Below are 22,752 nucleotides of genomic sequence, written 5' to 3'. Positions count from 1 at the left end.
CACACGTGAATTGCATCTCAATGTAAGGAGAAAAGATATGGCGCCTCGTCCAGCTGCTATAACGCAACCAGCCATTGCACGCGCTTTAAGAGAAGCTAAAAAACAAGGTTGTGAACTCGTAGAAATCAAACCTACCGGTGAACTGCTTATCTATCTTAAATCCGATATTCCACTACCAAATTCAGTTAACCACCCAGACAAACTTTTAGATTTGTCAAAGAATGAATATTACGAAACCGCACTCTCTAAGATGTAAAATACCATGCCAAAACCACGTCCTCCTCATCTCGTTAAACAAATTACTCAACATGGCAAAATTGTATGGTATGTACGTATTGGTCATGGCAAACGCATTAGAATACGCGGTACCTATGGAACGCAAGAGTTTGTTGATAACTACAAAAGCGCACTTGCCGAGTTACAAGGGCTTATACTTCCTAAATCAAAAACCGGTAAACTTATTGAAGGTTCATTTGCATGGCTGCTTAAACAATACTTTAACAGCTCTAATTGGCATAGTTACACTAAAGCTACAAAAAAACAAAAAGAACTCATCCTTATGAAGGTATGTGATACTATAGGAAACATTCCATACCAAGCAATTGAAAAGAAACATATCATAGCCGGCGTTGAACGACGCAAAGAAACACCAGCAATGGCTAGAAACTTTCTGAAAGCCCTTAATGGGCTTTTTAATTGGGCGATTGACCAAGGTCTTTTAGAAAATAATCCAGCCTTAGGTGTTAAAAGACCAGCCCTTCATAACAAAGATGGGTTTGCTGTTTGGACAGAAGAAGATGTTGAGAAATATTATCAAAGATGGTCCCATGGTACCCATGAACGCGTTTGGATTGATGTCCTTTTGTATACGGGTTTGCGTCGTGGTGATGCGGTCCGCATTGGCTGGAAAGATGTAAAGAATAATATCATTCATCTCAAAACAGAGAAAAGTAAATTCCAAACAGATGTCTTTCTACCTATTTTACCGGAATTAGCCAAAACGCTTGAAACTGGTCCTATTGGAGAAGAAACATTCATTTGTGGTAAAGAAGGTAAAAAACTAGTTAAAGAAAGTTTTGGCAACCTTTTTCGTGAGGCTTGTAACGTAGCGGGAATCAAAAAATCAGCACATGGCTTAAGAAAATTAGCAGCAACACGCGCAGCTAATTCTGGTGCAACAGTATCACAACTCAAAGCAATTTTTGGCTGGACAAATGATGCTATGGCATCTCTTTACACAAAGAGCGCAGACCGTAAAAAACTCTCTCTTGAAGCCATAAAAAAGCTTCAAAAAGATGAGGGATAGAGGCAAAAAAACTCAATAGAATCAAGATTCACCTATTCCCTTATATTAGACATAACTATTTTATTTTACTTGCTTTTTATTTGCCTGTCACGCCCACCATTCAACTTTATAGTATAAATAAATTATCGAATTATCGTATTCTTCCAAGGTACGGGATGCGTAAATAAAGATTCGGAAATAAGATTTTGCAACATGCCTCTACAAAGGGCATACTTTACGGAGTGTTTCTAATATTTTTTACGTTCTGATAGCGCCTCTTGGGGGAAAAAGTATCACAAACGTAATAACAGCCTCATTTTTCAACAGATTAGAAGTTTGATTTTAAAATTCTTTCCACAAGCATAGGCTTCCGTTCTAAAAAATATTGTTTATTTCCTGATCTATCCTCTGTTTTTCTTAATTCTTTCATGTCTATTGGTATACACTTGTTGTCTAAACAGTTAGATATAACAACAGTCACTTCGATAGATATAAAACACTTAACCTTAGAGCTGTATTTTGAGTTTACCAATTACAGATTATAATAAAATATTAAAAAGAGTAAAAAACACGATAAAAGCAAATTTTTTCATTCTAAAAATACATTGATTTATAATCATGTTTTATTGTTTGCCATGTTGAATGAGAAATCCGAATATCGTAATGTTTTCTCATTTCAAACCTATTTATATTGAATCAAACAAAACCGTCTCTCTTACACGTCATAAGAGGAATTAGTATTAAGTAAAAATTGTATAAAAAAGCACAAAAATGCCGATAAATGCCTCAAGTGCTGAGATCTATTGCAACATCGGAGGCTGACAAATAGGCAAAGTGTATGATAATGTCAGCTTATTTCTTCATAAGTGTAAAGATGATGGAGCTCAATGGATTTATCATTGTACCATTCACGAGCGCCAGAGTGAAGTGAGCTTTAAGAGATATCTCTTAAAACAAAGCCTGTAAAATGGCATTCTCCTCACACTGTATTCCTATTGAAATAATGATCACCTTGAACCGTGTGAGTTTAGATCTTCAGAGCTCATCTGTATAACATTTTAATGTGATTGTTATCCAATATTAAAATACTTCTAACATGATGTACAAACTATAAAGAAATAAGAAAAAACATTTGAAAATGTAAATATGAAATCTAAAATTTAACTCTAAGATACAATCTATCTTCATTCATATAAATATACAGTATACATTCTTAAACCTATAAGACTAAGAAAACCTAAACATTGATGAAACCTATAACCCTACCTGAGAAACAGTGACAATCATGTTAAATCAAATTGTCCGCAAGTGTCTCTCATTGAAAAAAACAATATCTTATCTGGACGGCACATATAACATCTTTTTATACGAAAAAACTATAAAGAAGTAATTCGTTATGAATCACAGCTTCCAAGACAAGAAGATATTTTCCACCTCTTGTGCCATCTGTAAATTCTCATCATAAACAGATATCATTTTTATTCTTCAATGTTTCATAAACTGTTCTAAATCGAATCCATCATGCCTTGTATCTAATCAAAATCGATCTTACCAAAGATCATGCTAAAAAACGTAATAATATTATTCATAAAAAATAAAAAAATCACAATAGATGTTTTTGGGCAATTTCACCAGCATTAGCCGCAATGCTTAAATCTAATCTAAGAAATAAAATATTCATTTTCAGAAAGATGAAAAGAAGCTCATAAAAAAGAGTTTTTGTAATCTGTTTCCTAAAGCATGTGATATAGTAGCAACACTCGGCAAGAATATGCAATGCTAAAGTTTCAGCAATCAAAAGCAATTTTTACTGAAAAAAGAGAAAACAGCATCATTTTATACTAAAACAGTCAACAGAAAACGTTTAGCAACAAAATAAACCAAAAAACATCAAAAAGATTCGGGATTATACAGAAAAATAAGCTAATAGAATAAAAGGAAAACTCTCTAACTTTTTATAGCCTATAAATATCATTTAAACATGGTGATCCCGACAGGATTCGAACCTGTGACCCACGGCTTAGAAGGCCGTTGCTCTATCCAGCTGAGCTACGGGACCCAACTGATTATTTTCTCAATTCAAAATAGCATCTTCAATTCAATGTGTCCAAGAATGCTGCCGATCACTGCGAAAATTATCAGAATAAGAAATAGCACGTCGAATCGATGTATGTTTCTTTTCTACACGGTAAGAGATAGCATTCTTACGTGCAAAAGCAATCGCTTCTTCCTTCCTATTAAATCGAATCCTTACCTGATTATTCATATCAGACGTTGCTGTGTAGCCCATAAGAGGTTCAAGCATTTTTGCTTTCATTGGCTCATACTCTAGAATCCAAAAACCTGTATTCCCCTTACCTGACTGCATAGCTGTCTTAGCAGGACTATAAATACGTGCGATCATGCCTTTTTCCTTCAGATTACACAACGCTTGGATGATAGTTTTCACCACACGTACCCAATTGGGTCATTCTCACACACTCAATCAAATATGGTCGGAGCGATAGGATTCGAACCTACGACCCCCTGATCCCAAATCAGGTGCGCTACCAGGCTGCGCTACGCTCCGCCATTTACATTTACTTGATGCACATTTCCTAAAATTTTCACAACAGAAGTGCAAGAGAAAAACACACTTTTTTTTAATTTTGTTGTATTTCTTTACAAAAAAGCACATTTTTTAATTTTTCCCTCTACTCAATAACAAATTTATTGACAAATAGTAGAAAATAACTTCCGTAAGAAAATCCAATCTATATTAAAAAATAACGAATTTCTCTATAAGGATTTCATAATTTTTATCCTGTTTTAAGCAAGCTCTCATTGTATCAAAACACATTCCACAGATACAATTTTAGAAAAAAATGACTTAAATATTATAGAAAAACTTTCCCAAAGAGAACATAAGCCAAAAAATTCAGCTGTATTAAGCTTTTTTCCCCTCTTTTTCTATCTTCCCAAAGACTCTTTTATTAAAAATTCTAGAATCTTCTACAATCCAAATCCATAAACAACAAACATTTTTTCAAAGCACAAAGGTTTTATTATAAATAAAATACAGCGCTCTTTTTAGAAAAATTTTCAAATACGAAGATGGTAAGAATTCAACATCATACAATAAAATCTCAAAGCTATTTAAAATAAAAACACGATAAGAGTAAAAAATACTATTTTTTACTCTTATATAGATATCCAAAAAGAAAAAATTTAAATGACTTGTCTTCCACATATTGAAACGATAATAGAAGGACAGAATAAGTAAGCCATGATAAGGAGTATTTACGGATTTCTTCTATTTAAAACTTCAGCAATAACAGCACGTGTTATTTTTCTTTTTCTTTGTAATGCCAACTGATCAACAGAATCAATAACACGCTTCAATGAAAATAAAGAACGTTCACAACGGCTTACAAGATAATAAACCGTATCTGGATGTACAATAAGTTGCCTATCGGAAAAAAGCTTAAATGCAACAGCTGTTAACAATGCATCATCAGGCTGATTAATTTCAACGAACATCACCGAATTAAGGCGACTTTTTAGATCATTTAACATTAAATTCCAAGCGGAAGGAAGTGTTTGTGCCGTCATCAATAAAGTAGCTTGTCGTGCATCAAGATTTGCTTGCTTAATACTGTTAATTAAATGAAAAAGTTCTGTCTCATTGATTTCACCTGTATCAATATCCTCTATTAAAAATGATCTGCCTAAAGAAGCCATAGTAACAGCCTGATCAAGTTCATTGTGCTGAATCCTGAAAGCATCTGCTTTTTGGAGCCATATATTAGAAAAATGCGTTTTTCCAGATCCTTCTTTACCAACCAAAACTGCAATAGGTAAGCTCCAATTGGGCCAGTGATCAATAAGCTGAAAAGCCATACGATTGCTTTCCGTTACCACTAAATCCTCAAATTGAAAAATCGGATCATAAGGAAAATTTAAAGATAATTGCGTTTCACGCCCATTCATTTTAGCGGCTCCGAATTTCCGCTTCGCGAATACATCTGAGAACTCAGATAAGTATGAAGAGCAAAACGAACTAAAACGCCAACAGCCGCTGCCGCAGGAACAGCAACAAGCATACCAGTAAAACCAAAGAGTGAAGAAAAAGCAAAAAGTGAAAACATCAACCATACAGGATGTAATCCCACTGATGAACCTACAAGCTTGGGTTGAAGAATATAACCTTCAATAAATTGACCAATTAAAAAAAGTGCCATCACAACAATGATTCCCCCCCAATTATTGGGATAAAACTGGACCCATGCAATACCAACAGAAAGGACCAAACCACTCATTGTGCCGATATAAGGAATAAAGCTAATAAGACCAATAAACATACCAATCAAAAGACTAAAATTGAGTCCTGCAATCGTTAAACCAATAGCATAATAGCCTCCCAATATGAGACAAACTGTTCCTTGTCCACGAACAAAGCCTGCAATAGCTCTATCCATTTCATGAAAAATACTACGGACGGTTTCAAGATGATCACGCGGTATTAACGAATCGATTGCTGTTACCATACGTGGCCAATCTAATAACATATAAAATGCCACCACAGGTGCCACAACAAATAGGCTAACGATATTAACGATTGACTTTCCTGACTTTAAAAGTGAATTCAAAAGAGACGTAATAAAATCCGAACCTTCGCCCAAAAATCCTTTAATATTATTCCGTAATTCATTTGGATCACTTCCAAAATAGCGCCTTAACCAATCAAAATCATGCTCAACAAAAAAGGTTTGAATACGATTAATATAAACAGGTAAACCATCACTCATAAATTGCTGTATTTGCCAACTAATAACAGGAATCAAAATAACTAAAGCAGCAACAAAGGTAATAACAATAAATAAGGTAATAAGGACAGTCCCAAACACACGACGAATACCAAATTTTTCAAGTAATTGAACAATGGGATTGAGAAAATAAGCCAACACAATCCCTGCCACAAAAGGAAGCAAAATCGATCCAAAAACAAACATAAAAAGAATGAAAAAAATCAGCGTACCAAGCCAAAAAAAGATTTGTCTTTTCATATTATTCGGCAACGGTAATTGAGTATACGCTGGCACATAAGTCTTATAACGATCACGAGATGTATTCTCACTCACTTTCTTTCTCATAAGTTGCCAAGAAGACTGTTCGTGATTATCTGATATCTTGCTCATAAAATATCCTAAAAAAATCTTCACAAAAAATTATAAACAACTTCAAAATAAGGTACAAGAAAAGTTGCTTATTTTCTTATCAATATCTCTTGCAGAGAGAACTCTATCATGGCATTGCATAATATCAAAACCTGATTTTCCATTAAAGGAAGGCTCCAATGAGCAATCAAGATCTTACAAATAATAAATCCAAGGCTGGGGATAAATCCAAAGCTGGTCTTACCTACGCAAAAGCCGGTGTAAACATCGATATGGGTAATGCTATGGTAGAAAAAATTAAACCCTTTATACGCGCGACAAAACGAGCCGGAGCAGATGCAGAAATTGGCGGGTTTGGTGGCCTTTTTGATTTAAAAGCAGCTGGCTTTACAGATCCTATCCTAGTAGCAGCCAATGATGGTGTGGGAACAAAATTAAAAATTGCCATTGAAGTGGGGCACCATAACACTGTAGGTATTGACCTTGTAGCTATGTGTGTCAATGATTTACTCGTACAAGGAGCTGAACCTCTCTTTTTTCTGGATTATTTTGCAACTGGAAAGCTCGACCCTGAACAAGGTGCTGCGATTGTTTCTGGTATTGCAGAAGGATGTAAACAAGCCGGTGCTGCTCTTATTGGAGGAGAAACTGCAGAAATGCCAGGAATGTATGCAGAGGGAGATTATGATCTAGCCGGTTTTGCTGTAGGAGCATGCGAACGCAGCAAGCTACTCCCTTCAAAAGATTTGATAGAAGGTGATGTTATATTAGGTCTAAGCTCCTCTGGAATTCATTCCAATGGCTTTTCGCTTGTTCGACGAATCATCCAGCAAAATTATCTCAAATGGAATAACCCTGCCCCTTTTTCCCCCGAAAACAGCCTTGGTATAGCACTTCTTACACCAACACGCATTTATGTAAAATCGCTTCTTCCCATCATGCGAAAACATGAAGGGATTAAAGCTCTTGCTCATATTACGGGTGGAGGCTTTCCTGAAAATATTCCACGTGTCCTTCCATCTTCTCTCTGCGCTGAAATTAATCTTTCTACCATCAATGTTCCAGCAGTATTTTCATGGATTGCCAAACAAGGTAAAATAGAAGAAAGAGAAATGTTAAGAACATTCAATTGTGGTATTGGCATGATCATTATCGTAGCACAGCATGCAGCTGAAACAATTACACAAGCTCTTGAAAGAAAAGGAGAAACTGTAACTCCCCTTGGCATTTTAATAAAATGCCAAGATCAAAATAAAGGAATACTTTATAAAGGGGTACTGCATTTATGAAAAAAAAAATTGTCGTTTTTATTTCTGGTAATGGGTCCAATATGGTCGCACTTGCTCAAGCTAGTCAACAAAAAGAATATCCTGCTGAAATCGTCGCGGTTATTTGCGATAATCCGCGCGCAAACGGTATTGAAAAGGCGCAAAACCATAACTTACCTATTCATATTGTTGATCGTAAAATTTACAAAACAAAAGAAGAGCATGAAGAAAATATTTTTACGATTTTAGATCAATATAAACCGGATTTTCTCTGCTTTGCAGGGTATATGCGTCTTATCTCACCACGTTTTGTAAAACTTTATGAAGGACGAATTTTAAACATTCATCCTTCTCTTTTGCCTTCATTTAAAGGCTTAAACACACATGAAAAAGCTTTACAAGCAGGTGTAAAAATCACGGGTTGCACTGTTCATCTTGTTACAGAAGACATGGATGCAGGAAAAATCCTTGCCCAAGCAGCCGTTCCAGTCTATCCCCATGATACTGCTGAGTGCTTAGCACAAAGAGTTCTTAAAGTAGAGCATAAACTCTACCCCGAAGCTTTAAAAGCATTTATTGAAGGAAAGAGCAAAATGATAGATACGCAACAACAGCTTTTATCTTTTTGAGTGTATCAACAATCTATTAATCAGCATATTTCAATGCTTTACACATAGTTTTTACTCAGTTTCTACAATTGAAAATCTCTATGAAATGTTGACATAATAGAGTCCATCTCTTCATAAATTTTTGCACAAAATATGTGGTGTTTTTGAATTTTAGTTCATTTTCAAAATTCTTCTTTATTCAGTTCTATGACATTATCATAAACACTATTTATCAAAATACTCTCGTATTTCGCCTAAAAAATCTTAAAATACGCAATTTTCTATTGCATAATTTTTTGCTCATGACGAAAGTGTTTCTTTAACTGTTAGAGCTAACTGTTTGAGTGTAAAAGGTTTAGATAAAAAACCAAAAACAGCATCTTGTGGAAGATTTTTAGCAAAAGCATCTTTTGCATATCCAGAAACGAAAAGAAATTTGATACCAGGATAGTTTTTACGGACTTCCTTCAATAAAGTGGGCCCATCCATTTCTGGCATTACCACATCGGAAACAATAATATCAACATCTCCTTTTTGTTCCTCAAGAATAGAGAGTGCTTCCACCCCACTTGCTGCCTCTAAAACCGTATATCCTCTCATTTGAAGAGCTCTTACCCCCCCCATTCTGACCGCATCTTCATCTTCAACCAATAAAACAGTCGCAGATCCTGTTAAGTCTATATTTTTATCTTTCTCTTCATCTTTTTCAATCTTTTGAGAAATTTCTCCTTTTATATTGGGGATATAACGGGGAAGAAAAATATGAAATGTTGCTCCTTCACCTTCTTTACTTTCACAATAAATATACCCACCGCTCTGCTTGATAATTCCATAAACCATTGATAAACCAAGTCCTGTTCCTTTTCCAACTTCTTTTGTTGTAAAAAATGGCTCAAACATTTTTTCTTGTATAGCAGCAGATATACCAGCCCCTGTATCTGAAATAGTCAATTGCACATACTCGCCAATTGCTAATCCAAGATGATTAAATTCAGCACTTTGTTGCTTTGTAATATTATTTGTCGCAATCGTAACAATACCTCCATCTAACATGGCATCACGCGCATTAATAACCAAATTCATAATAACACGCTGAAAAGATGCTTGATCAACTTCAACGCTCCACAAATCTCTTCCATGGATAATTTTTAACTGAATATTATTCCCCAAAAGTGGTAAAATAAGATTGCGGATATCTGATAAAAATTCAGTAAAATCAATTTCTTCAGGTCGAAGTGTTTGCTTTCTAGAAAACGCTAACAATTGCTGGACAAGAGCAGCTGCACGATTAGCATTGTTTTTAATATTGATCAGATCAGCATGAGCAGGATCAGAACTACGATGCGTATTTAAAAGAAGATCACACGACATTAAAATTGCTGTTAAAACATTATTAAAATCATGAGCAATGCCGCCAGCCAATTGTCCTACAGCTTGCATCTTCTGACTTTGCATCATTTTATCTTCAAGAGTTTTTTGTTCGGTTGTTTCAATCACAGAGATAATAAGCAAATCTTGCAATGCATCACCGTGATAGGGCGGTACAGACATAATATGGAGCCGTAAATGGCATTCTTCATTTTTTTCTAAAACAGTTTCTAGAGAAACAAAATAATTTTTATTTGTCGCAATTCTCTGAAAAGAACGCTCTAACTGCACACAATCACGACGAGAAATAACATCATAAAAATTGACAGCTTTGTCCATACATCCCGTAAGTGATGAAAAAGCTTTATTCATATGAACCAATTGCCCTGCATGATCCACCACAGCTATTGCAAAAGGACTCGCATCAAAATATTCTCCTAATATACTGGGTAATTTTAATTGATCATCTTCTTCTTTTTGTACTTGTTGTGGAATGATCACAATACGATAAATGTCCTCCTCTTCTAAGAGAGAAGAAACAGATATAAGACAATGGAATATTTTCTCACAAGTCGTGTATGAATTTAAACATAACGAAAACCTATAAGGTAAAGAGTAACCTGAACTTTGATATCTGTTGGTTTGCAAACAGATATCACTCCATGAGCTCTTAGCACCAACGCTATCAAATAACGAATCAAAATTATGTTGACCAATTGAGAAATTCGCTAAATCAATTGAGAACCATTCTGCAAAAGTCGCATTGGCATAAAGAATAGTTCCTTGTTTATTAACGGATACAAAACCAATAGAAGCTTGATCCAAGTGATTGATAGCCTCTTGAAGGTTCGAGAAAAAAACTTCTCGCGTTTGTTGTAAGTGCGAAATATCAGTAATACGCCAAAATAAAAGCTTTTTTTTCTGTTTTGTGATAGGTTGAACGGAAATATTATACCAAACAGATTTTTTTGGTGTAGAATCAGTAAAAATTGGCTGTTCTACTCTTAATTCCTCTTGCGCTGCAAGATTATTACAGGCTGCAACCTTTAAGCGGTACGAGAGTCCACCAGCTCCTGGAAGATCCGCAATAACCCTATAACAAGACACTTCAGGCTTATAGGTCAGAATTTTTCGATAGTTTTGATTAGAATAATAAACAAAACCAGAAAGATCAGAGATTACAATTGCATCATCGCTCCTATTAAAGATGCTAAAATCAAAATCTTCATGCAACCACACATGATATCTTAAAATTCCCATTCCACACAAAACGAGTGTTGCAACACCGATCATTGCTAGAATCAAAAAAGATATTGATATCGCCTGTTGCAAATAGTTTTGTGTATAAAAAAAACCTAAAATACCCACAATGAAAAGAAAACCTAATACAAAAACAACACCAAAAATCACAACTCTCCGATGAAACGAAGACGCTGATCTTTCATTATTCTCAAAATCTTTATCCATCTCTCTTTGCCTTAGCTTATAGCTATTTCTTATGTCACAAAACTTCCTTTATATTCGTTGTTATGTTGTTATAAAGTATATGCTATGATATTATCTAAGATAAGCTCGCTTAATATTCAAAAGTTTATTTCTTACCATTATAAGTGAACCTTTTGAGGGTATGTTTATAAATTTATCTCAATAAAAAATAATATTTCCATCCAAAATGGGAGAAAATCTATGTATATCTGGTTATCAGAGCAAATAGGTGTATTTGCTGCAAACATAACGATAAGCTTTTTGCTTTTTATAATAACAATCGCAGCTATTACCGTAATTATCGTGTTTTTACGTCGCTTAAGTACGGGAAGATACAGCATTAATAGAAAAAAAAGTCTATCACGATTAGCATTATGTGAAGTAATTTCTATAGATCGGGCACGCCGCCTTGTTTTAGTCCGTTGCGATAATAAAGAACATTTGCTCCTTATTGGCGGATTAACAGATGTGGTTGTAGAATCTGATATTACTGGTACATCAAAAATACAAAAAAGAGAAACACACACACATCTAAATTCCGCCCTTCCAGAAAGAAACGATATATCGGATAAAAGTCCCTCTCCTTTTACGAATCAAGCGGTAAAAGATTCAGCCATCACCGCCGAAATTGAGGGGCGGCAAGAACCATCTTTATTCATTCCTACCCCTCAAAAATAAAATATACAATTTTATCACCACGAATTTCGTTTGTTTATCATCTCAATAACCTTAATCATCGCGATAAACTCTTTCACGTCGTTCATGACGTTCTTGCGCTTCCAATGACAAAACGGCTATCGGCCGAGCCTCAAGACGCTTTATACTAATGGGTTCGCCGGTTTCTTCACAAAAACCGTATGTCCCATTATCAATGCGCTCTAAAGCAGCATCTATTTTTGAAATAAGTTTCCTCTGACGATCACGAGCACGTAATTCGATTGTACGATCAGTTTCACAAGAAGCCCGATCAGTCAAATCGGGCTGACCAACATTCTCTTCCTGCAAATTTTCCAAAGTCTCACGAGCTTCTTTTAATATATCATTCTTCCAAGAAACCAATTTAGCACGAAAATACGCCTTTTGCCGCTCATTCATAAAAGGCTCATCTTCACTAGGGCGATATTGACCATCAATCTCTTCGCTCATGCAATAAAAAACCTCCACATATGCTATGTGCGGTCTATATATTGTGCAATACCCATCAACACAAGAGTAAAATGTTTTTTCATAACAATCGACGAATATATCTAAATGCACTGTTTAGGTTTGATCGCTTTTTTATGTAGATTGAATTCTTGATCAAATCTCATCCAAAATCATTTTTCTCGCTTATTGAAAAACTTTAAAAAGAAGGAAATCAGATATCAGAGCCATCCCTCCCCTACTCTCTACATTGTTTAAAATCTAAATGAAGCAACAATAAATCATTTCATCAATGCAAAAAAATAAAATCTTTATAAAGGCAAAGTGTGATATTCACGTTTCAAATACATCAAAGCATCTTTTTCTTTATTACAGTTGATTGCAACAACCTCACCAATCAAAACACAATGGGTTGCGTGTTCGTGCCAACAAATCAAACGACAATCAAACGACGCTAGAGCGTCTGAAAGACTAGGCGCCCCCGTTTGCAAAGCTCCCCATTGAGCAACATCAAAACGCTCATTTTGTGTAGAATTGCAACGCCTCGAAAAAACATCCGCTAATGAGCGATGTTTTCCTGCCAAGCTATTAACACAAAAATTTCCATTCTCCATAAACACCTGATTCTTTAAATTATGGCGCATGAGACAAACAAGAAGGGTTGGAGGATTATCAGATAAAGAACAACACGCCGAAACAGTCACCCCGCGTCTTCCCTTAATACCATTTGTTGTCACAATATGCACAGCTCCTGCAAAAAGACTCATGGCATCTCGATATTCTTGGGAAGAAACCGCAATAGTATGTTTATGTTGAAGTTCAGGCATCAAATATGTTTTATGATTCGACATATCTTTCACTTATAAAGCTTTAAAATTTCAAGCGATCTTTCCATAAAAAGACCTATAATACATATTTTTTCTTTTCCGTCATAACACAAAAAATATTTGTGTATACACAGCGATATGATAAAAACTGCCAATCTAAGGAGATTTTAATGCCCCATGCACATCTCATTTCGCCTTCTCTCTTGGCTTCTGATTTTTCTAAACTTGGACAAGAAATGTTAGATGTTGTTGATGCTGGTGCAGATTGGCTTCATCTTGATATTATGGATGGGCACTTTGTTCCTAACATCACCTTTGGTCCTGAAATCGTCAAAGCTCTGCGCCCATTAACAAAAGCAATATTTGATGTCCACCTGATGATCGCACCAGTAGACCCTTATTTAGAAGCTTTTGCAAAAGCAGGTTCAGATATTATAACTATTCATGCTGAAGCAGGTCCACATCTTCATCGTTCATTACAAACAATCAAAAAAATGGGGAAAAAAGCAGGAATCGCACTCAATCCAAGCACCCCTGAACATATCCTTGAATATTTGCTTGATCAATTAGATCTCATTCTCATCATGACGGTCAATCCCGGTTTTGGTGGACAAAGTTTTATTCCAGAAATAAAAGATAAAATTAAGCGCGTTAAAAGCATGATTGCAAACCGCCCTATTGATCTTGAAGTTGATGGTGGTATCACCGTTGATACAATTGGGATAGCTGCAAAAGCTGGTGCAAATGTATTTGTCGCAGGCTCTGCAATTTATAAAGATGGAAATAAAGAGCTTTACAAAACACGTATTAATGCATTGCGGCAAGCCGCAATCCTCTCACAACAAGGAAAAAAATGATGATCGCACGTTATTCCCGCCCTGCAATGGTAACAATTTGGTCTCCTGAAACAAAATATCGTATTTGGTTTGAAATTGAAGCCCATGCCTGTGATGCCCTTGCTCAATTAGGGATTATTCCGAAAGAAGCCGCCAAAGTCATTTGGGAAAAAGGGGCAGCAGCTAAATTTGATATCAATCGCATTGATGAAATTGAAGCAATTAGCAAACATGATGTTATCGCATTTCTAACCCACCTAGCTGAATTCATTGGACCAGAAGCACGTTTTATCCACCAAGGCATGACATCATCTGATGTTCTCGATACAACGCTGAACATTCAATTGATGCGTGCGAGTGATATTTTGCTAGAGGATATAGACCAACTTCTTGAAGCATTAAAAAGACGGGCTTTTGAGCATAAAGAGACAATCACCATTGGGCGGAGTCATGGCATTCATGCCGAACCGACAACATTTGGAATCAAGTTTGCTCTTGCATACGCTGAATTTTCCCGTTGTCGCAAACGTCTTCTTGCCGCACGAGAAGAAATTTCTACTTGCGCGATTTCAGGAGCTGTAGGAACTTTTGCAAATATCGATCCACGCGTTGAAGCACATGTAGCAAAAGCCTTGAGGATGCGTGCTGAACCGGTTTCCACCCAAGTAATACCAAGAGATCGTCATGCTATGTTTTTTGCAACACTTGGTGTTATTGCTTCCTCTATTGAAAGGCTAGCAATAGAAATACGCCATTTACAACGAACAGAAGTTCTTGAAGCAGAGGAACATTTCTCACCTGGGCAAAAAGGTTCATCGGCAATGCCTCATAAACGTAATCCAGTTTTAACAGAAAATTTAACTGGATTAGCCCGTATGGTACGTGCATTTGCACTCCCAGCCATGGAAAATGTAGCTCTTTGGCATGAACGTGATATTTCCCATTCATCTGTTGAGCGTTATATTGCTCCAGATGCGACTATTACACTTGATTTTGCTCTTTCTCGCCTCACATCTGTCATTGAAAATCTCATTGTCTATCCAGAAAATATGCAAAAAAATCTCAATAAATTCCGCGGTCTTGTTCACTCACAACGGGTTCTTTTAGCACTCACACAAGCAGGGATTAGTCGTGAAGATTCTTATCGGATTGTACAACGAAATGCGATGAAAGTTTGGGAACAAGGAAAAGATTTTTTAGAAGAACTCCTCAACGATAAAGATGTTACCAAAGCTTTAAGTGAAGAAGAGCTTCGCGAAAAATTTGATCTTTCTTACCACACCAAACATATCAATACGATTTTTAAACGTGTTTTTGAAGAACAATAAAGCGACATAGAAAACCAAAATCCATTCCACCTATGATCAAAAATCTGTTGTAACAAAGAAAACAATTCATGAAAGCAAATCAACTCGATATTCTTATTGTTCCTGGCTACAAAGGATCTGGTCCAGATCATTGGCAAACACGCTGGGAAAAAAAATTGTCGACAGCCCGCCGCATTGAACAACTCCATTGGTCAAAGCCTGTTTGTGAAGAGTGGGTTAACAAAGTTAAAACCGCCATCGCAAAAGCTCAAAGACCTGTTATGCTTATTGCTCATTCATTAGGAGTTCCCAGTGTTATTCATGCAACTGTACACAATACAGAAAAAATTTGTGGCGCTTTCTTTGTTGCCCCTCCAGATGTCGCCAATGAAAAAATACGTCCCAAACATTTAATGACATTTGGCCCCTATCATCGCCAAAAGCTTCCTTTTCCTTCTATTGTCATAGCCAGTCGCAACGATGAGTTTTGTCAATTTTCAGTAGCAGAAAAAATTGCCAATGATTGGGGATCACTCTTTGTTGATGCTGGGTATTCTGGCCATATTAACGCAGAATCCGGACACGGACCTTGGCCTGAAGGGCTTATGGTCCTCTCTCACTTTCTTGCAAAAATTTGATCCAAAAGAGGTGATCTTCTTTCTCATCGCTTATGTATCTTCACCTTTGGATAAACGTGTAATGATAAAAATTATAAAAGTATCATAGCAATATCATTGAGAAATTCTATCAATTAGGATAGTATCATTTATCAATGTTATTAAAAACCTCTCAAGATAAATAGAGAATCATGATGAATCGTCGCCACCGTATTTATGAAGGCAAGGCTAAAATTTTATATGAAGGACCTGAACCAGGGACTTATATTCAATTTTTTAAAGATGATGCAACTGCCTTTAATGCAAAAAAACATGAAATTATCGACGGAAAGGGGGTTTTAAACAACCGAATTTCGGAACATATTTTTAGCCATCTTGGACGTTTGGGCATCCCAACACATTTTATCAAACGTATAAACATGCGCGAACAGCTTATTAAAGCGGTGGAAATCATTCCGTTGGAAGTTGTTGTTCGCAATGTTGCTGCCGGCTCTCTTGCTAAGCGTTTAGGACTGGAAGAAGGAACCCCGCTTCCGCAATCCATCATTGAATTCTACTATAAAAATGATTCTCTCGATGATCCTATGGTAACGGAAGAACATATCACAGCTTTTGGGTGGGCTGTCCCACAAGAGATAGAAGATATCATGCAACTTTCAATTCGTATTAATGATTTTCTTTCTGGGCTTTTTGCCGGTGTTAACATCCAATTAATTGATTTTAAAATGGAATTTGGTCGCCTGTGGGAAGATGAAACAATGCGCATTGTTCTTGCTGATGAAATCTCTCCTGATTCTGCACGACTATGGGATATGCACACACAAGAAAAAATGGATAAAGACCGTTTTCGTCGTGATATGGGAGGGCTTATTAATGCCTATCAAGAAGTTGCCAAACGTCTTGGTATTATAAATGAAAACGAACCAACACGACCAAGTGGTCCCGTTCTCGTAAAGTAAAAACAAGGTAAAAAACATCACCTTATACAAACACCCCTCTTCAAAGGAGAGGTTCTTTTAAAAAGCAGGAAGCAAAAAATGAAAGCACGCATTACAGTTACTTTAAGAGAAAGCGTTCTTGATCCACAAGGAGAAGCGATTGTCGGTGCTTTAAAAAGTTTGGCTTTCGAAGGCATTCAATCTATTCGTCAAGGAAAGGTTTTTGATATTGTTCTTGATGATCTACCTTCTGAAACTGCAAAGAAAAAACTTGAACAAATGTGTGAAGAGTTACTCGCAAATACTGTCATTGAAAATTATACAATCGAACTTCTGTAAGTGAAACGCTCATGAAAACTGCCATCATTCAACTTCCTGGATTAAATCGTGATCGAGATATGATTGCAGCATTACATCATATAACGGGAGTTGAGCCACTAAAAATTTGGCAAACAGAAACAACAATTCCAGATGTAGATGTTATTATTATTCCTGGTGGTTTTTCCTATGGCGACTACTTAAGATGTGGTGCAATTGGAGCGCGAACTCCCGTCTTAAAAGCCATTCGTGAAAAAGCACAAGAAGGTACGACAATAATAGGTATCTGTAATGGATTTCAAATTTTGTTGGAAGCAGGATTATTACCCGGTACTTTAATGCGTAACGCTTCTTTAAAATTTGTTTGTCGTGAAATCAAACTTGAAGTCGTTAACGCCAAGACAAAATTTTCTCGATATTATTCTAAAGGACAAATTATTCGTTGTCCTGTTGCCCATCATGACGGAAATTATTTTGTTGATAGTGAAACATTGAAACAAATGGAAGACAATGAACAAATTGTTTTTCGCTATGCAGAAAATACAAACCCGAACGGCTCAATGAAAGATATTGCTGGTATTGTTAATAAAGTTGGTAATATTCTTGGTATGATGCCCCATCCTGAAAACTTTATTGAACCCGCCCACGGAGGTACTGACGGTCGTTTACTTTTTCAAAGTGCTTTAGAGTTAGTAAATGGATAATGCTGCAAAAGTACTCGCGCTCCATAATTTAAAAAAACAAGGATTTATACCATTTCTCGCATCATAAATCTATAAACAAAGCTCTTCACAAACAACAATGGATATTATTTTCTAAACACATAATTATTTAAGACCATTTTTAGTCTTAAATCCCACCAAACAAACGGACAAAATCTTTAGCTTACTGTCTATAAATATTTTTATTATTAAACAACATTATTGTTTATAATATAAGCTGCTAGGTAAAAAAATAAAAATACTAAATTTCGATTAATTTGACGGATAAATACTCATGAAGCCTTGCAATAACATCACTATTACACCAGAACTCATTGCACAACACGGGCTAAAAGAAGATGAATATCAACGTATCCTGACGTTAATCGGTAGAGAACCCACATTTACTGAACTAGGAATTTTTTCTGCAATGTGGAACGAGCATTGTTCCTATAAATCATCTAAAAAATGGCTAAAAACTCTTCCGACAGAAGGAAAATGTGTCATCCAAGGACCTGGTGAAAATGCTGGTGTTGTTGATATTGGCGAAGGACAATGTGTTGTTTTCAAAATGGAAAGCCATAACCACCCTTCTTATATTGAACCTTATCAAGGTGCAGCGACAGGTGTTGGTGGTATTTTACGTGATGTCTTTACAATGGGAGCCCGTCCTGTTGCTGCTATAAATGCATTGCGATTTGGTGCTCCTGATCACCCACGAACACGCCATCTTGTTTCTGGTGTTGTTTCTGGAATAGGTGGTTACAGCAATTCTTTTGGTGTTCCAACGGTTGGTGGAGAAGTAAATTTTGATGAGCGTTATAATGGCAATATCCTTGTTAACGCTTTTGTCGCCGGTATTGCAAAGACAGACGCCCTTTTTTATTCTAAAGCACAAGGCATCGGACTCCCTGTTGTTTACCTTGGTGCAAAAACAGGACGTGATGGTGTCGGTGGGGCAACAATGGCCTCTGCTGAATTTGATGATTCAATCAGTGAAAAACGCCCAACTGTTCAAGTAGGTGATCCTTTTACAGAAAAATGTCTTCTTGAAGCATGTTTAGAGCTCATGGAACTTGGAGCCGTAGTTGCTATTCAAGATATGGGGGCAGCAGGACTTACCTCTTCTGCCGTTGAAATGGGTGCAAAAGGAAATCTAGGGATACAGCTTAATCTCGATACAGTTCCTGTTCGAGAAGAAAACATGACAGCCTATGAAATGATGCTTTCTGAAAGTCAAGAGCGCATGCTCATGGTTCTTAAACCAGAACTAGAAAAGCAAGCAGAAGCAATTTTTCATAAGTGGGGGCTGCATTTTTCTATCATTGGGAAAACAACCGATGATTTACGTTTTCGTGTATCTCATCAAGGGGAAGAAGTTGTCAATCTTCCCATCAAAGAGCTTGGTGATGAAGCGCCTGTTTATGATCGTCCTTGGAGTGAGCCGGCAAAAAAAACATCCTTGAAAGCAGAAGACGTCAAAAAAGTTGAAAATCTTGGTGATGCGCTTCTGAGCTTATTGAATTCTGCTGATCAAAGTTCTCGGCGATGGGTTTATGAACAATATGATACTCTTATCCAAGGAAATAGCCTTGTTTGTCCAGGAGGTGATGCAGGCGTTATCCGTTTAGGAAACAACAGCAAACGTGCTCTTGCTTTTTCTTCTGATGTAACACCTCGCTATTGTGAAGCAGACCCTTATGAAGGAGGAAAACAAGCTGTCGCAGAATGCTGGCGAAACATTAGTACGACAGGTGCAACACCACTGGCTGCTACAGATAATCTCAATTTTGGTAACCCTGAAAAACCTGAAATTATGGGACAGCTGGTTTTTGCTATTAAAGGTATAGGAGAAGCTTGTAGAATCCTCGATTTTCCTATCGTTTCAGGCAATGTTTCTCTTTACAACGAAACAAATGGGGATGCCATTCTTCCAACCCCCACAATTGCTGGTGTAGGTCTTCTTAATGATTGGTCTAAAATGGTAACAATAAGTGGTATGCAAAATGGAGATATTCTTGTTTTAGTAGGAAATTGCGGCTCCCATTTAGGACAATCAATCTATGCACGTAACATTTTAAATATTGATGCAGGTGCCCCCCCCCCTGTAGATTTACAACTTGAAAAAAAGCATGGTCAATTTATTCGAGATGTCATACATCGTGGTTTTGTTCATGCTGCTCATGACATTTCTGACGGAGGATTAGCGATAGCACTTGCTGAAATGGTGATTAAAGCAGGTAAAGGAATCAAAGTAAAATTAAGCAATAAATCACCCCATCATGCAGAACTTTTTGGAGAAGACCAAGGACGTTATCTTTTAGCCGTCAAACCTCACTCTCTTAATAGTCTTAAAGAGCTCGCACAAATAAGTGCAGTTTCTTTAACAGAGCTAGGTCAAGTTGCAGGTGATGCACTTGATATAGATGGAATACTAAAACTTTCTATAGACAAACTCACAAAAGCCTATGAAAACTGGTTTCCACAATTTATGGGTGAAGAGTAAAAATTGTTTTTCTCTTAAACAGCCTTTATAAAAAAATGAACAACATAGGAGAATAATGATGGCAATGAGTGCCCATGCAATTGAAACGCTTATTCGTGAAGGCATTCCTGATGCTACTGTAACAATTCGTGATCTTGCTGGAGATGGGGAACATTATGCTGCAGAAGTTATTTCTGAAAGTTTTCGTGGTAAAACCCGTGTTCAACAACATAAAATGGTCTATGATGCCCTTAAAGGCAATATGGGAAATGACCTTCACGCCTTAATGTTGCAAACAAATATCCCAAAATAATCTAAAATTTCTTCTTGCATTCACTCATTTAATACGATTAAAAACAGTATGAATATAAATTACACACTTATAAAAATCTGAAATATCGAGGGATAAAAATGACCACTGTTCATGATTTTATTGACAACGAGATTAAAACAAACGACGTCATTTTATTCATGAAAGGAACACCTGATGCTCCGCAATGCGGGTTTTCAGGACAAGTTGTTCAAATCCTTGACTATTTAGGATTGAATTATAAAGGAATTAATATCTTAACTTCTAACGAATTGCGTCAAGGAATTAAAGATTACTCAAATTGGCCAACAATTCCACAGCTGTATATCAAGGGTGAATTTGTCGGAGGCTGTGATATTGTTAAAGAGATGTTTCAAAACAATGAGTTACAGGAACTTTTGAAAGAAAAAAATATTCCCTGTAATCAATCATAGGTATCTTTCATTTTATTCAGACTCTTAAAAAGAGCTGTTTTCAGACGAAATTTCTATTTCAAGGATGCCATATGTCATATTCAGTCGATGAACAAACGCATAGTGATGCGATTAGAAAAAAAATTGGCTATAAAGAATTTGTTATTCTTATTGCTTCGCTCATGGCTATTAACGCTATAGCTGTTGATATTATGCTGCCAGCTATGCCTAATATTTTAGATGGTTTAAATGTTCTCAATGAAAATGATCAACATTATATCATTTCGAGTTATCTTATTAGCTATGGTATTGCTCAAATATTTTTCGGTCCAATAAGCGATAGGTATGGACGACGTAAACTTATTCTTATTGGTCTTGCTTTTTATTCATTTACGGCGATTGGCTGTGCCTTTGTAACTGATTTTTCTCTCTTACTTATTTTGCGTATCTTACAAGGTATTGGAGGAGCTGCTATGCGGGTTCTTACAGTTTCCGTCGTACGTGATCTTTACAGTGGTCGAAAAATGGCAGAAGTTATGTCTATTGTTATGATGGTTTTTCTTGTTGCACCAATGGTTGGTCCCGCAACAGGACAGATCATTTTACAGCTCGGACATTGGCAATATATTTTTATTTTCATGGCAATGATTGGTTTCGGGTTGATGATTTGGATTCAATTCCGCTTGCCGGAAACTCTTTATGCGCAACGCTCTCTTTCCTTTTCTTCAGTCAAACATAATTTATGGATTGTAATAACCAATCGCACAACACTTTGCTATACACTAGCAACTTCGATTATTTTAGGCTGTATCTTTACCGCCGTTAATACATCACAACAAACGTATGAAGGGATCTATAATCTAGGACTTTGGTTCCCTATTGCCTTTGCAGTTGGTGCTGCATTTCAGGCTTTCTCATCATTCATGAACTCTCAACTCGTTGGACGCCTTGGAATGCGGCGTATTGCTCATACTATGCTTTTGCTCTTTTGTATCACTTCATGTGTATGGTTTATTGGCTCTATCTTAACAGATGGTATCCTTCCTTTTGCTTTTTACATGCTGTTATTCTGTATATTGATGTTTGCCTGCGGTGGCATTATGGCCAATTTCAATACACTCTCTCTCGAATCTGTGGGAGAAATTGCTGGAACAGCTTCTTCTGTATCCGGCTTTCTTCAAACATCTATCGGTGCAGGACTCAGCTTTTTTATTGCCCAACAATTTGATGAAACAACCATCCCAAACTCAGCAGGATTTTTCTTTCTGAGTCTCACTGCCATACTTCTCGTCTTATGGGCTGAACGTGGTCATCTTTTTAGGCAATATCATAGTAATCCTAACGAATAAATATTACTACGAAAGATTAATAACATCTCTCTTGAACAATAAGAAGATAAACCTATCAGACAAAATAAAACATCTCCAAATAGAACACTCTTGTGTTAAACATTCACATTGTTTGTTTAAAGGTACAACTCTCGAAATATCAAATCATTTCACGACAGCACCTATAAATGCTGTAATGTTAAAAAACAGTTTTGATTGATTTAACCTGAACAAGATCGAAATAGAAAAAACTTACGCTTTAGGTTTTTCGTTCAATATAAAAATAATAAATTATCTTTATAAATTAATATCTTACACAATCATAAAACCATAGGGAACTTTCCCGTGTATAAAATACA

General features: G+C 36.4%; 21 protein-coding genes and 2 tRNA genes. 15 read left to right on the top strand and 8 right to left on the bottom strand.

The genetic code is table 11. The features are described from left to right. The first annotated feature begins 37 nt into the window (after window positions 1–37). Together ACFIL7_RS04625 and ACFIL7_RS04620 are read left to right on the top strand one after the other, a co-directional pair. Entirely contained in the window at window positions 38–256 is a 219-nt protein-coding gene (locus ACFIL7_RS04625; protein ID WP_273791657.1) for a hypothetical protein, read from the top strand. A 6-nt stretch (window positions 257–262) separates the two neighbouring features. Continuing rightward, window positions 263–1,306 (top strand): tyrosine-type recombinase/integrase, encoded by a 1,044-nt coding sequence (locus ACFIL7_RS04620; protein ID WP_375683396.1) that lies wholly within the window; start codon window positions 263–265, stop codon window positions 1,304–1,306. A gap of 1,961 nt (window positions 1,307–3,267) precedes the next feature. Here the strand turns inward: ACFIL7_RS04620 and ACFIL7_RS04615 are convergent. The 5 genes from ACFIL7_RS04615 to ACFIL7_RS04595 form a co-directional block, all read right to left on the bottom strand. Then, a tRNA-Arg gene (locus ACFIL7_RS04615) sits at window positions 3,268–3,344 on the bottom strand. 39 nt (window positions 3,345–3,383) lie between these two features. Further along, the gene (locus ACFIL7_RS04610) at window positions 3,384–3,689 is read right to left on the bottom strand and encodes an ETC complex I subunit (protein ID WP_375617799.1); all 306 of its coding nucleotides are present in this window, start codon (window positions 3,687–3,689) and stop codon (window positions 3,384–3,386) included. An 88-nt stretch (window positions 3,690–3,777) separates the two neighbouring features. Next, a tRNA-Pro gene (locus ACFIL7_RS04605) sits at window positions 3,778–3,854 on the bottom strand. 710 nt (window positions 3,855–4,564) lie between these two features. After that, window positions 4,565–5,254: a DnaA regulatory inactivator HdaA gene (gene hdaA, locus ACFIL7_RS04600; RefSeq protein ID WP_375617798.1), complete on the bottom strand. Its 690-nt coding sequence runs from the start codon at window positions 5,252–5,254 to the stop codon at window positions 4,565–4,567. Then, complete coding sequence (locus tag ACFIL7_RS04595; protein WP_375617797.1) at window positions 5,251–6,462, bottom strand: AI-2E family transporter; 1,212 nt, start codon at window positions 6,460–6,462, stop codon at window positions 5,251–5,253. Before ACFIL7_RS04595 ends, hdaA begins: the two co-directional genes overlap by 4 nt. A gap of 158 nt (window positions 6,463–6,620) precedes the next feature. Here ACFIL7_RS04595 and purM point away from each other — a divergent pair, with 158 nt between their 5' ends. Together purM and purN are read left to right on the top strand one after the other, a co-directional pair. Beyond that, the gene (gene purM / locus ACFIL7_RS04590; RefSeq protein ID WP_375633162.1) at window positions 6,621–7,730 is read left to right on the top strand and encodes a phosphoribosylformylglycinamidine cyclo-ligase; all 1,110 of its coding nucleotides are present in this window, start codon (window positions 6,621–6,623) and stop codon (window positions 7,728–7,730) included. Beyond that, entirely contained in the window at window positions 7,727–8,338 is a 612-nt protein-coding gene (gene purN / locus ACFIL7_RS04585; protein WP_375633163.1) for a phosphoribosylglycinamide formyltransferase, read from the top strand. The genes purM and purN overlap by 4 nt, the downstream gene beginning before the upstream one ends. A 279-nt stretch (window positions 8,339–8,617) precedes the next feature. Here the strand turns inward: purN and ACFIL7_RS04580 are convergent, their stop codons facing one another. Then, complete coding sequence (locus tag ACFIL7_RS04580; RefSeq protein WP_375633164.1) at window positions 8,618–11,152, bottom strand: response regulator; 2,535 nt, start codon at window positions 11,150–11,152, stop codon at window positions 8,618–8,620. A 219-nt stretch (window positions 11,153–11,371) separates the two neighbouring features. On the opposite strand from ACFIL7_RS04580, the gene ACFIL7_RS04575 reads away from it, so the two are divergent. Further along, window positions 11,372–11,848, top strand: coding sequence for a hypothetical protein (locus ACFIL7_RS04575; protein WP_375617793.1), 477 nt, complete (start codon window positions 11,372–11,374; stop codon window positions 11,846–11,848). A gap of 51 nt (window positions 11,849–11,899) precedes the next feature. On the opposite strand, the gene dksA is transcribed toward ACFIL7_RS04575, so the two are convergent. Together dksA and ACFIL7_RS04565 are read right to left on the bottom strand one after the other, a co-directional pair. Further along, window positions 11,900–12,316, bottom strand: a complete 417-nt coding sequence (gene dksA, locus ACFIL7_RS04570; RefSeq protein WP_015856486.1) for an RNA polymerase-binding protein DksA — start codon at window positions 12,314–12,316, stop codon at window positions 11,900–11,902. A gap of 308 nt (window positions 12,317–12,624) precedes the next feature. Next, a complete protein-coding gene (locus ACFIL7_RS04565; protein WP_375606632.1) occupies window positions 12,625–13,164 on the bottom strand; it encodes a flavin reductase in 540 nt (179 codons plus the stop codon). Window positions 13,165–13,310: 146 nt separating this feature from the next. On the opposite strand from ACFIL7_RS04565, the gene rpe reads away from it, so the two are divergent. From rpe to ACFIL7_RS04515, 10 genes are all read left to right on the top strand, one after another. Further along, window positions 13,311–13,997, top strand: coding sequence for a ribulose-phosphate 3-epimerase (gene rpe / locus ACFIL7_RS04560; protein WP_375633165.1), 687 nt, complete (start codon window positions 13,311–13,313; stop codon window positions 13,995–13,997). Then, window positions 13,997–15,304, top strand: coding sequence for an adenylosuccinate lyase (gene purB / locus ACFIL7_RS04555; RefSeq protein ID WP_375633189.1), 1,308 nt, complete (start codon window positions 13,997–13,999; stop codon window positions 15,302–15,304). Before rpe ends, purB begins: the two co-directional genes overlap by 1 nt. A 68-nt stretch (window positions 15,305–15,372) precedes the next feature. Beyond that, on the top strand, window positions 15,373–15,921 hold the full coding sequence (locus tag ACFIL7_RS04550) for an RBBP9/YdeN family alpha/beta hydrolase (protein WP_375634476.1): 549 nt from the start codon (window positions 15,373–15,375) through the stop codon (window positions 15,919–15,921). A 173-nt stretch (window positions 15,922–16,094) separates the two neighbouring features. After that, a complete protein-coding gene (purC, locus tag ACFIL7_RS04545) occupies window positions 16,095–16,859 on the top strand; it encodes a phosphoribosylaminoimidazolesuccinocarboxamide synthase (RefSeq protein WP_375634487.1) in 765 nt (254 codons plus the stop codon). Window positions 16,860–16,937: 78 nt separating this feature from the next. Continuing rightward, window positions 16,938–17,177, top strand: coding sequence for a phosphoribosylformylglycinamidine synthase subunit PurS (gene purS, locus ACFIL7_RS04540; RefSeq protein WP_375611546.1), 240 nt, complete (start codon window positions 16,938–16,940; stop codon window positions 17,175–17,177). 11 nt (window positions 17,178–17,188) lie between these two features. Continuing rightward, on the top strand, window positions 17,189–17,860 hold the full coding sequence (gene purQ / locus ACFIL7_RS04535; protein ID WP_375633167.1) for a phosphoribosylformylglycinamidine synthase subunit PurQ: 672 nt from the start codon (window positions 17,189–17,191) through the stop codon (window positions 17,858–17,860). Between the two features lie 292 nt (window positions 17,861–18,152). Then, window positions 18,153–20,363, top strand: a complete 2,211-nt coding sequence (gene purL / locus ACFIL7_RS04530; protein WP_375634475.1) for a phosphoribosylformylglycinamidine synthase subunit PurL — start codon at window positions 18,153–18,155, stop codon at window positions 20,361–20,363. Between the two features lie 58 nt (window positions 20,364–20,421). After that, window positions 20,422–20,655: a BolA/IbaG family iron-sulfur metabolism protein gene (locus tag ACFIL7_RS04525; protein WP_005773427.1), complete on the top strand. Its 234-nt coding sequence runs from the start codon at window positions 20,422–20,424 to the stop codon at window positions 20,653–20,655. A 98-nt stretch (window positions 20,656–20,753) separates the two neighbouring features. Further along, entirely contained in the window at window positions 20,754–21,086 is a 333-nt protein-coding gene (gene grxD / locus ACFIL7_RS04520; RefSeq protein WP_015856495.1) for a Grx4 family monothiol glutaredoxin, read from the top strand. A 71-nt stretch (window positions 21,087–21,157) separates the two neighbouring features. Beyond that, window positions 21,158–22,414 (top strand): multidrug effflux MFS transporter, encoded by a 1,257-nt coding sequence (locus tag ACFIL7_RS04515; protein ID WP_375634474.1) that lies wholly within the window; start codon window positions 21,158–21,160, stop codon window positions 22,412–22,414. Window positions 22,415–22,752 lie beyond the last annotated feature (338 nt).

Origin of the sequence: Bartonella sp. AP3QHHD (genome assembly GCF_042195765.1) — a bacterium.
In the GTDB taxonomy this organism is placed as follows: Bacteria; Pseudomonadota; Alphaproteobacteria; order Rhizobiales; family Rhizobiaceae; genus Bartonella.
Note: the sequence above shows the minus strand (reverse complement) of the source record. Positions and strands in the feature narration are given on the sequence as shown.

What these genes read in the sequence shown, in the direction of transcription:
- ACFIL7_RS04625 (WP_273791657.1), top strand. Translation starts at nt 38, where the DNA reads ATGGCGCCTCGTCCAGCTGCTATAACGCAACCAGCCATTGCACGCGCT.
- ACFIL7_RS04620 (WP_375683396.1), top strand. Translation starts at nt 263, where the DNA reads ATGCCAAAACCACGTCCTCCTCATCTCGTTAAACAAATTACTCAACAT.
- ACFIL7_RS04610 (WP_375617799.1), bottom strand. Translation starts at nt 3,689, where the DNA reads ATGATCGCACGTATTTATAGTCCTGCTAAGACAGCTATGCAGTCAGGT.
- hdaA (WP_375617798.1), bottom strand. Translation starts at nt 5,254, where the DNA reads ATGAATGGGCGTGAAACGCAATTATCTTTAAATTTTCCTTATGATCCG.
- ACFIL7_RS04595 (WP_375617797.1), bottom strand. Translation starts at nt 6,462, where the DNA reads ATGAGCAAGATATCAGATAATCACGAACAGTCTTCTTGGCAACTTATG.
- purM (WP_375633162.1), top strand. Translation starts at nt 6,621, where the DNA reads ATGAGCAATCAAGATCTTACAAATAATAAATCCAAGGCTGGGGATAAA.
- purN (WP_375633163.1), top strand. Translation starts at nt 7,727, where the DNA reads ATGAAAAAAAAAATTGTCGTTTTTATTTCTGGTAATGGGTCCAATATG.
- ACFIL7_RS04580 (WP_375633164.1), bottom strand. Translation starts at nt 11,152, where the DNA reads ATGGATAAAGATTTTGAGAATAATGAAAGATCAGCGTCTTCGTTTCAT.
- ACFIL7_RS04575 (WP_375617793.1), top strand. Translation starts at nt 11,372, where the DNA reads ATGTATATCTGGTTATCAGAGCAAATAGGTGTATTTGCTGCAAACATA.
- dksA (WP_015856486.1), bottom strand. Translation starts at nt 12,316, where the DNA reads ATGAGCGAAGAGATTGATGGTCAATATCGCCCTAGTGAAGATGAGCCT.
- ACFIL7_RS04565 (WP_375606632.1), bottom strand. Translation starts at nt 13,164, where the DNA reads ATGTCGAATCATAAAACATATTTGATGCCTGAACTTCAACATAAACAT.
- rpe (WP_375633165.1), top strand. Translation starts at nt 13,311, where the DNA reads ATGCCCCATGCACATCTCATTTCGCCTTCTCTCTTGGCTTCTGATTTT.
- purB (WP_375633189.1), top strand. Translation starts at nt 13,997, where the DNA reads ATGATCGCACGTTATTCCCGCCCTGCAATGGTAACAATTTGGTCTCCT.
- ACFIL7_RS04550 (WP_375634476.1), top strand. Translation starts at nt 15,373, where the DNA reads ATGAAAGCAAATCAACTCGATATTCTTATTGTTCCTGGCTACAAAGGA.
- purC (WP_375634487.1), top strand. Translation starts at nt 16,095, where the DNA reads ATGAATCGTCGCCACCGTATTTATGAAGGCAAGGCTAAAATTTTATAT.
- purS (WP_375611546.1), top strand. Translation starts at nt 16,938, where the DNA reads ATGAAAGCACGCATTACAGTTACTTTAAGAGAAAGCGTTCTTGATCCA.
- purQ (WP_375633167.1), top strand. Translation starts at nt 17,189, where the DNA reads ATGAAAACTGCCATCATTCAACTTCCTGGATTAAATCGTGATCGAGAT.
- purL (WP_375634475.1), top strand. Translation starts at nt 18,153, where the DNA reads ATGAAGCCTTGCAATAACATCACTATTACACCAGAACTCATTGCACAA.
- ACFIL7_RS04525 (WP_005773427.1), top strand. Translation starts at nt 20,422, where the DNA reads ATGGCAATGAGTGCCCATGCAATTGAAACGCTTATTCGTGAAGGCATT.
- grxD (WP_015856495.1), top strand. Translation starts at nt 20,754, where the DNA reads ATGACCACTGTTCATGATTTTATTGACAACGAGATTAAAACAAACGAC.
- ACFIL7_RS04515 (WP_375634474.1), top strand. Translation starts at nt 21,158, where the DNA reads ATGTCATATTCAGTCGATGAACAAACGCATAGTGATGCGATTAGAAAA.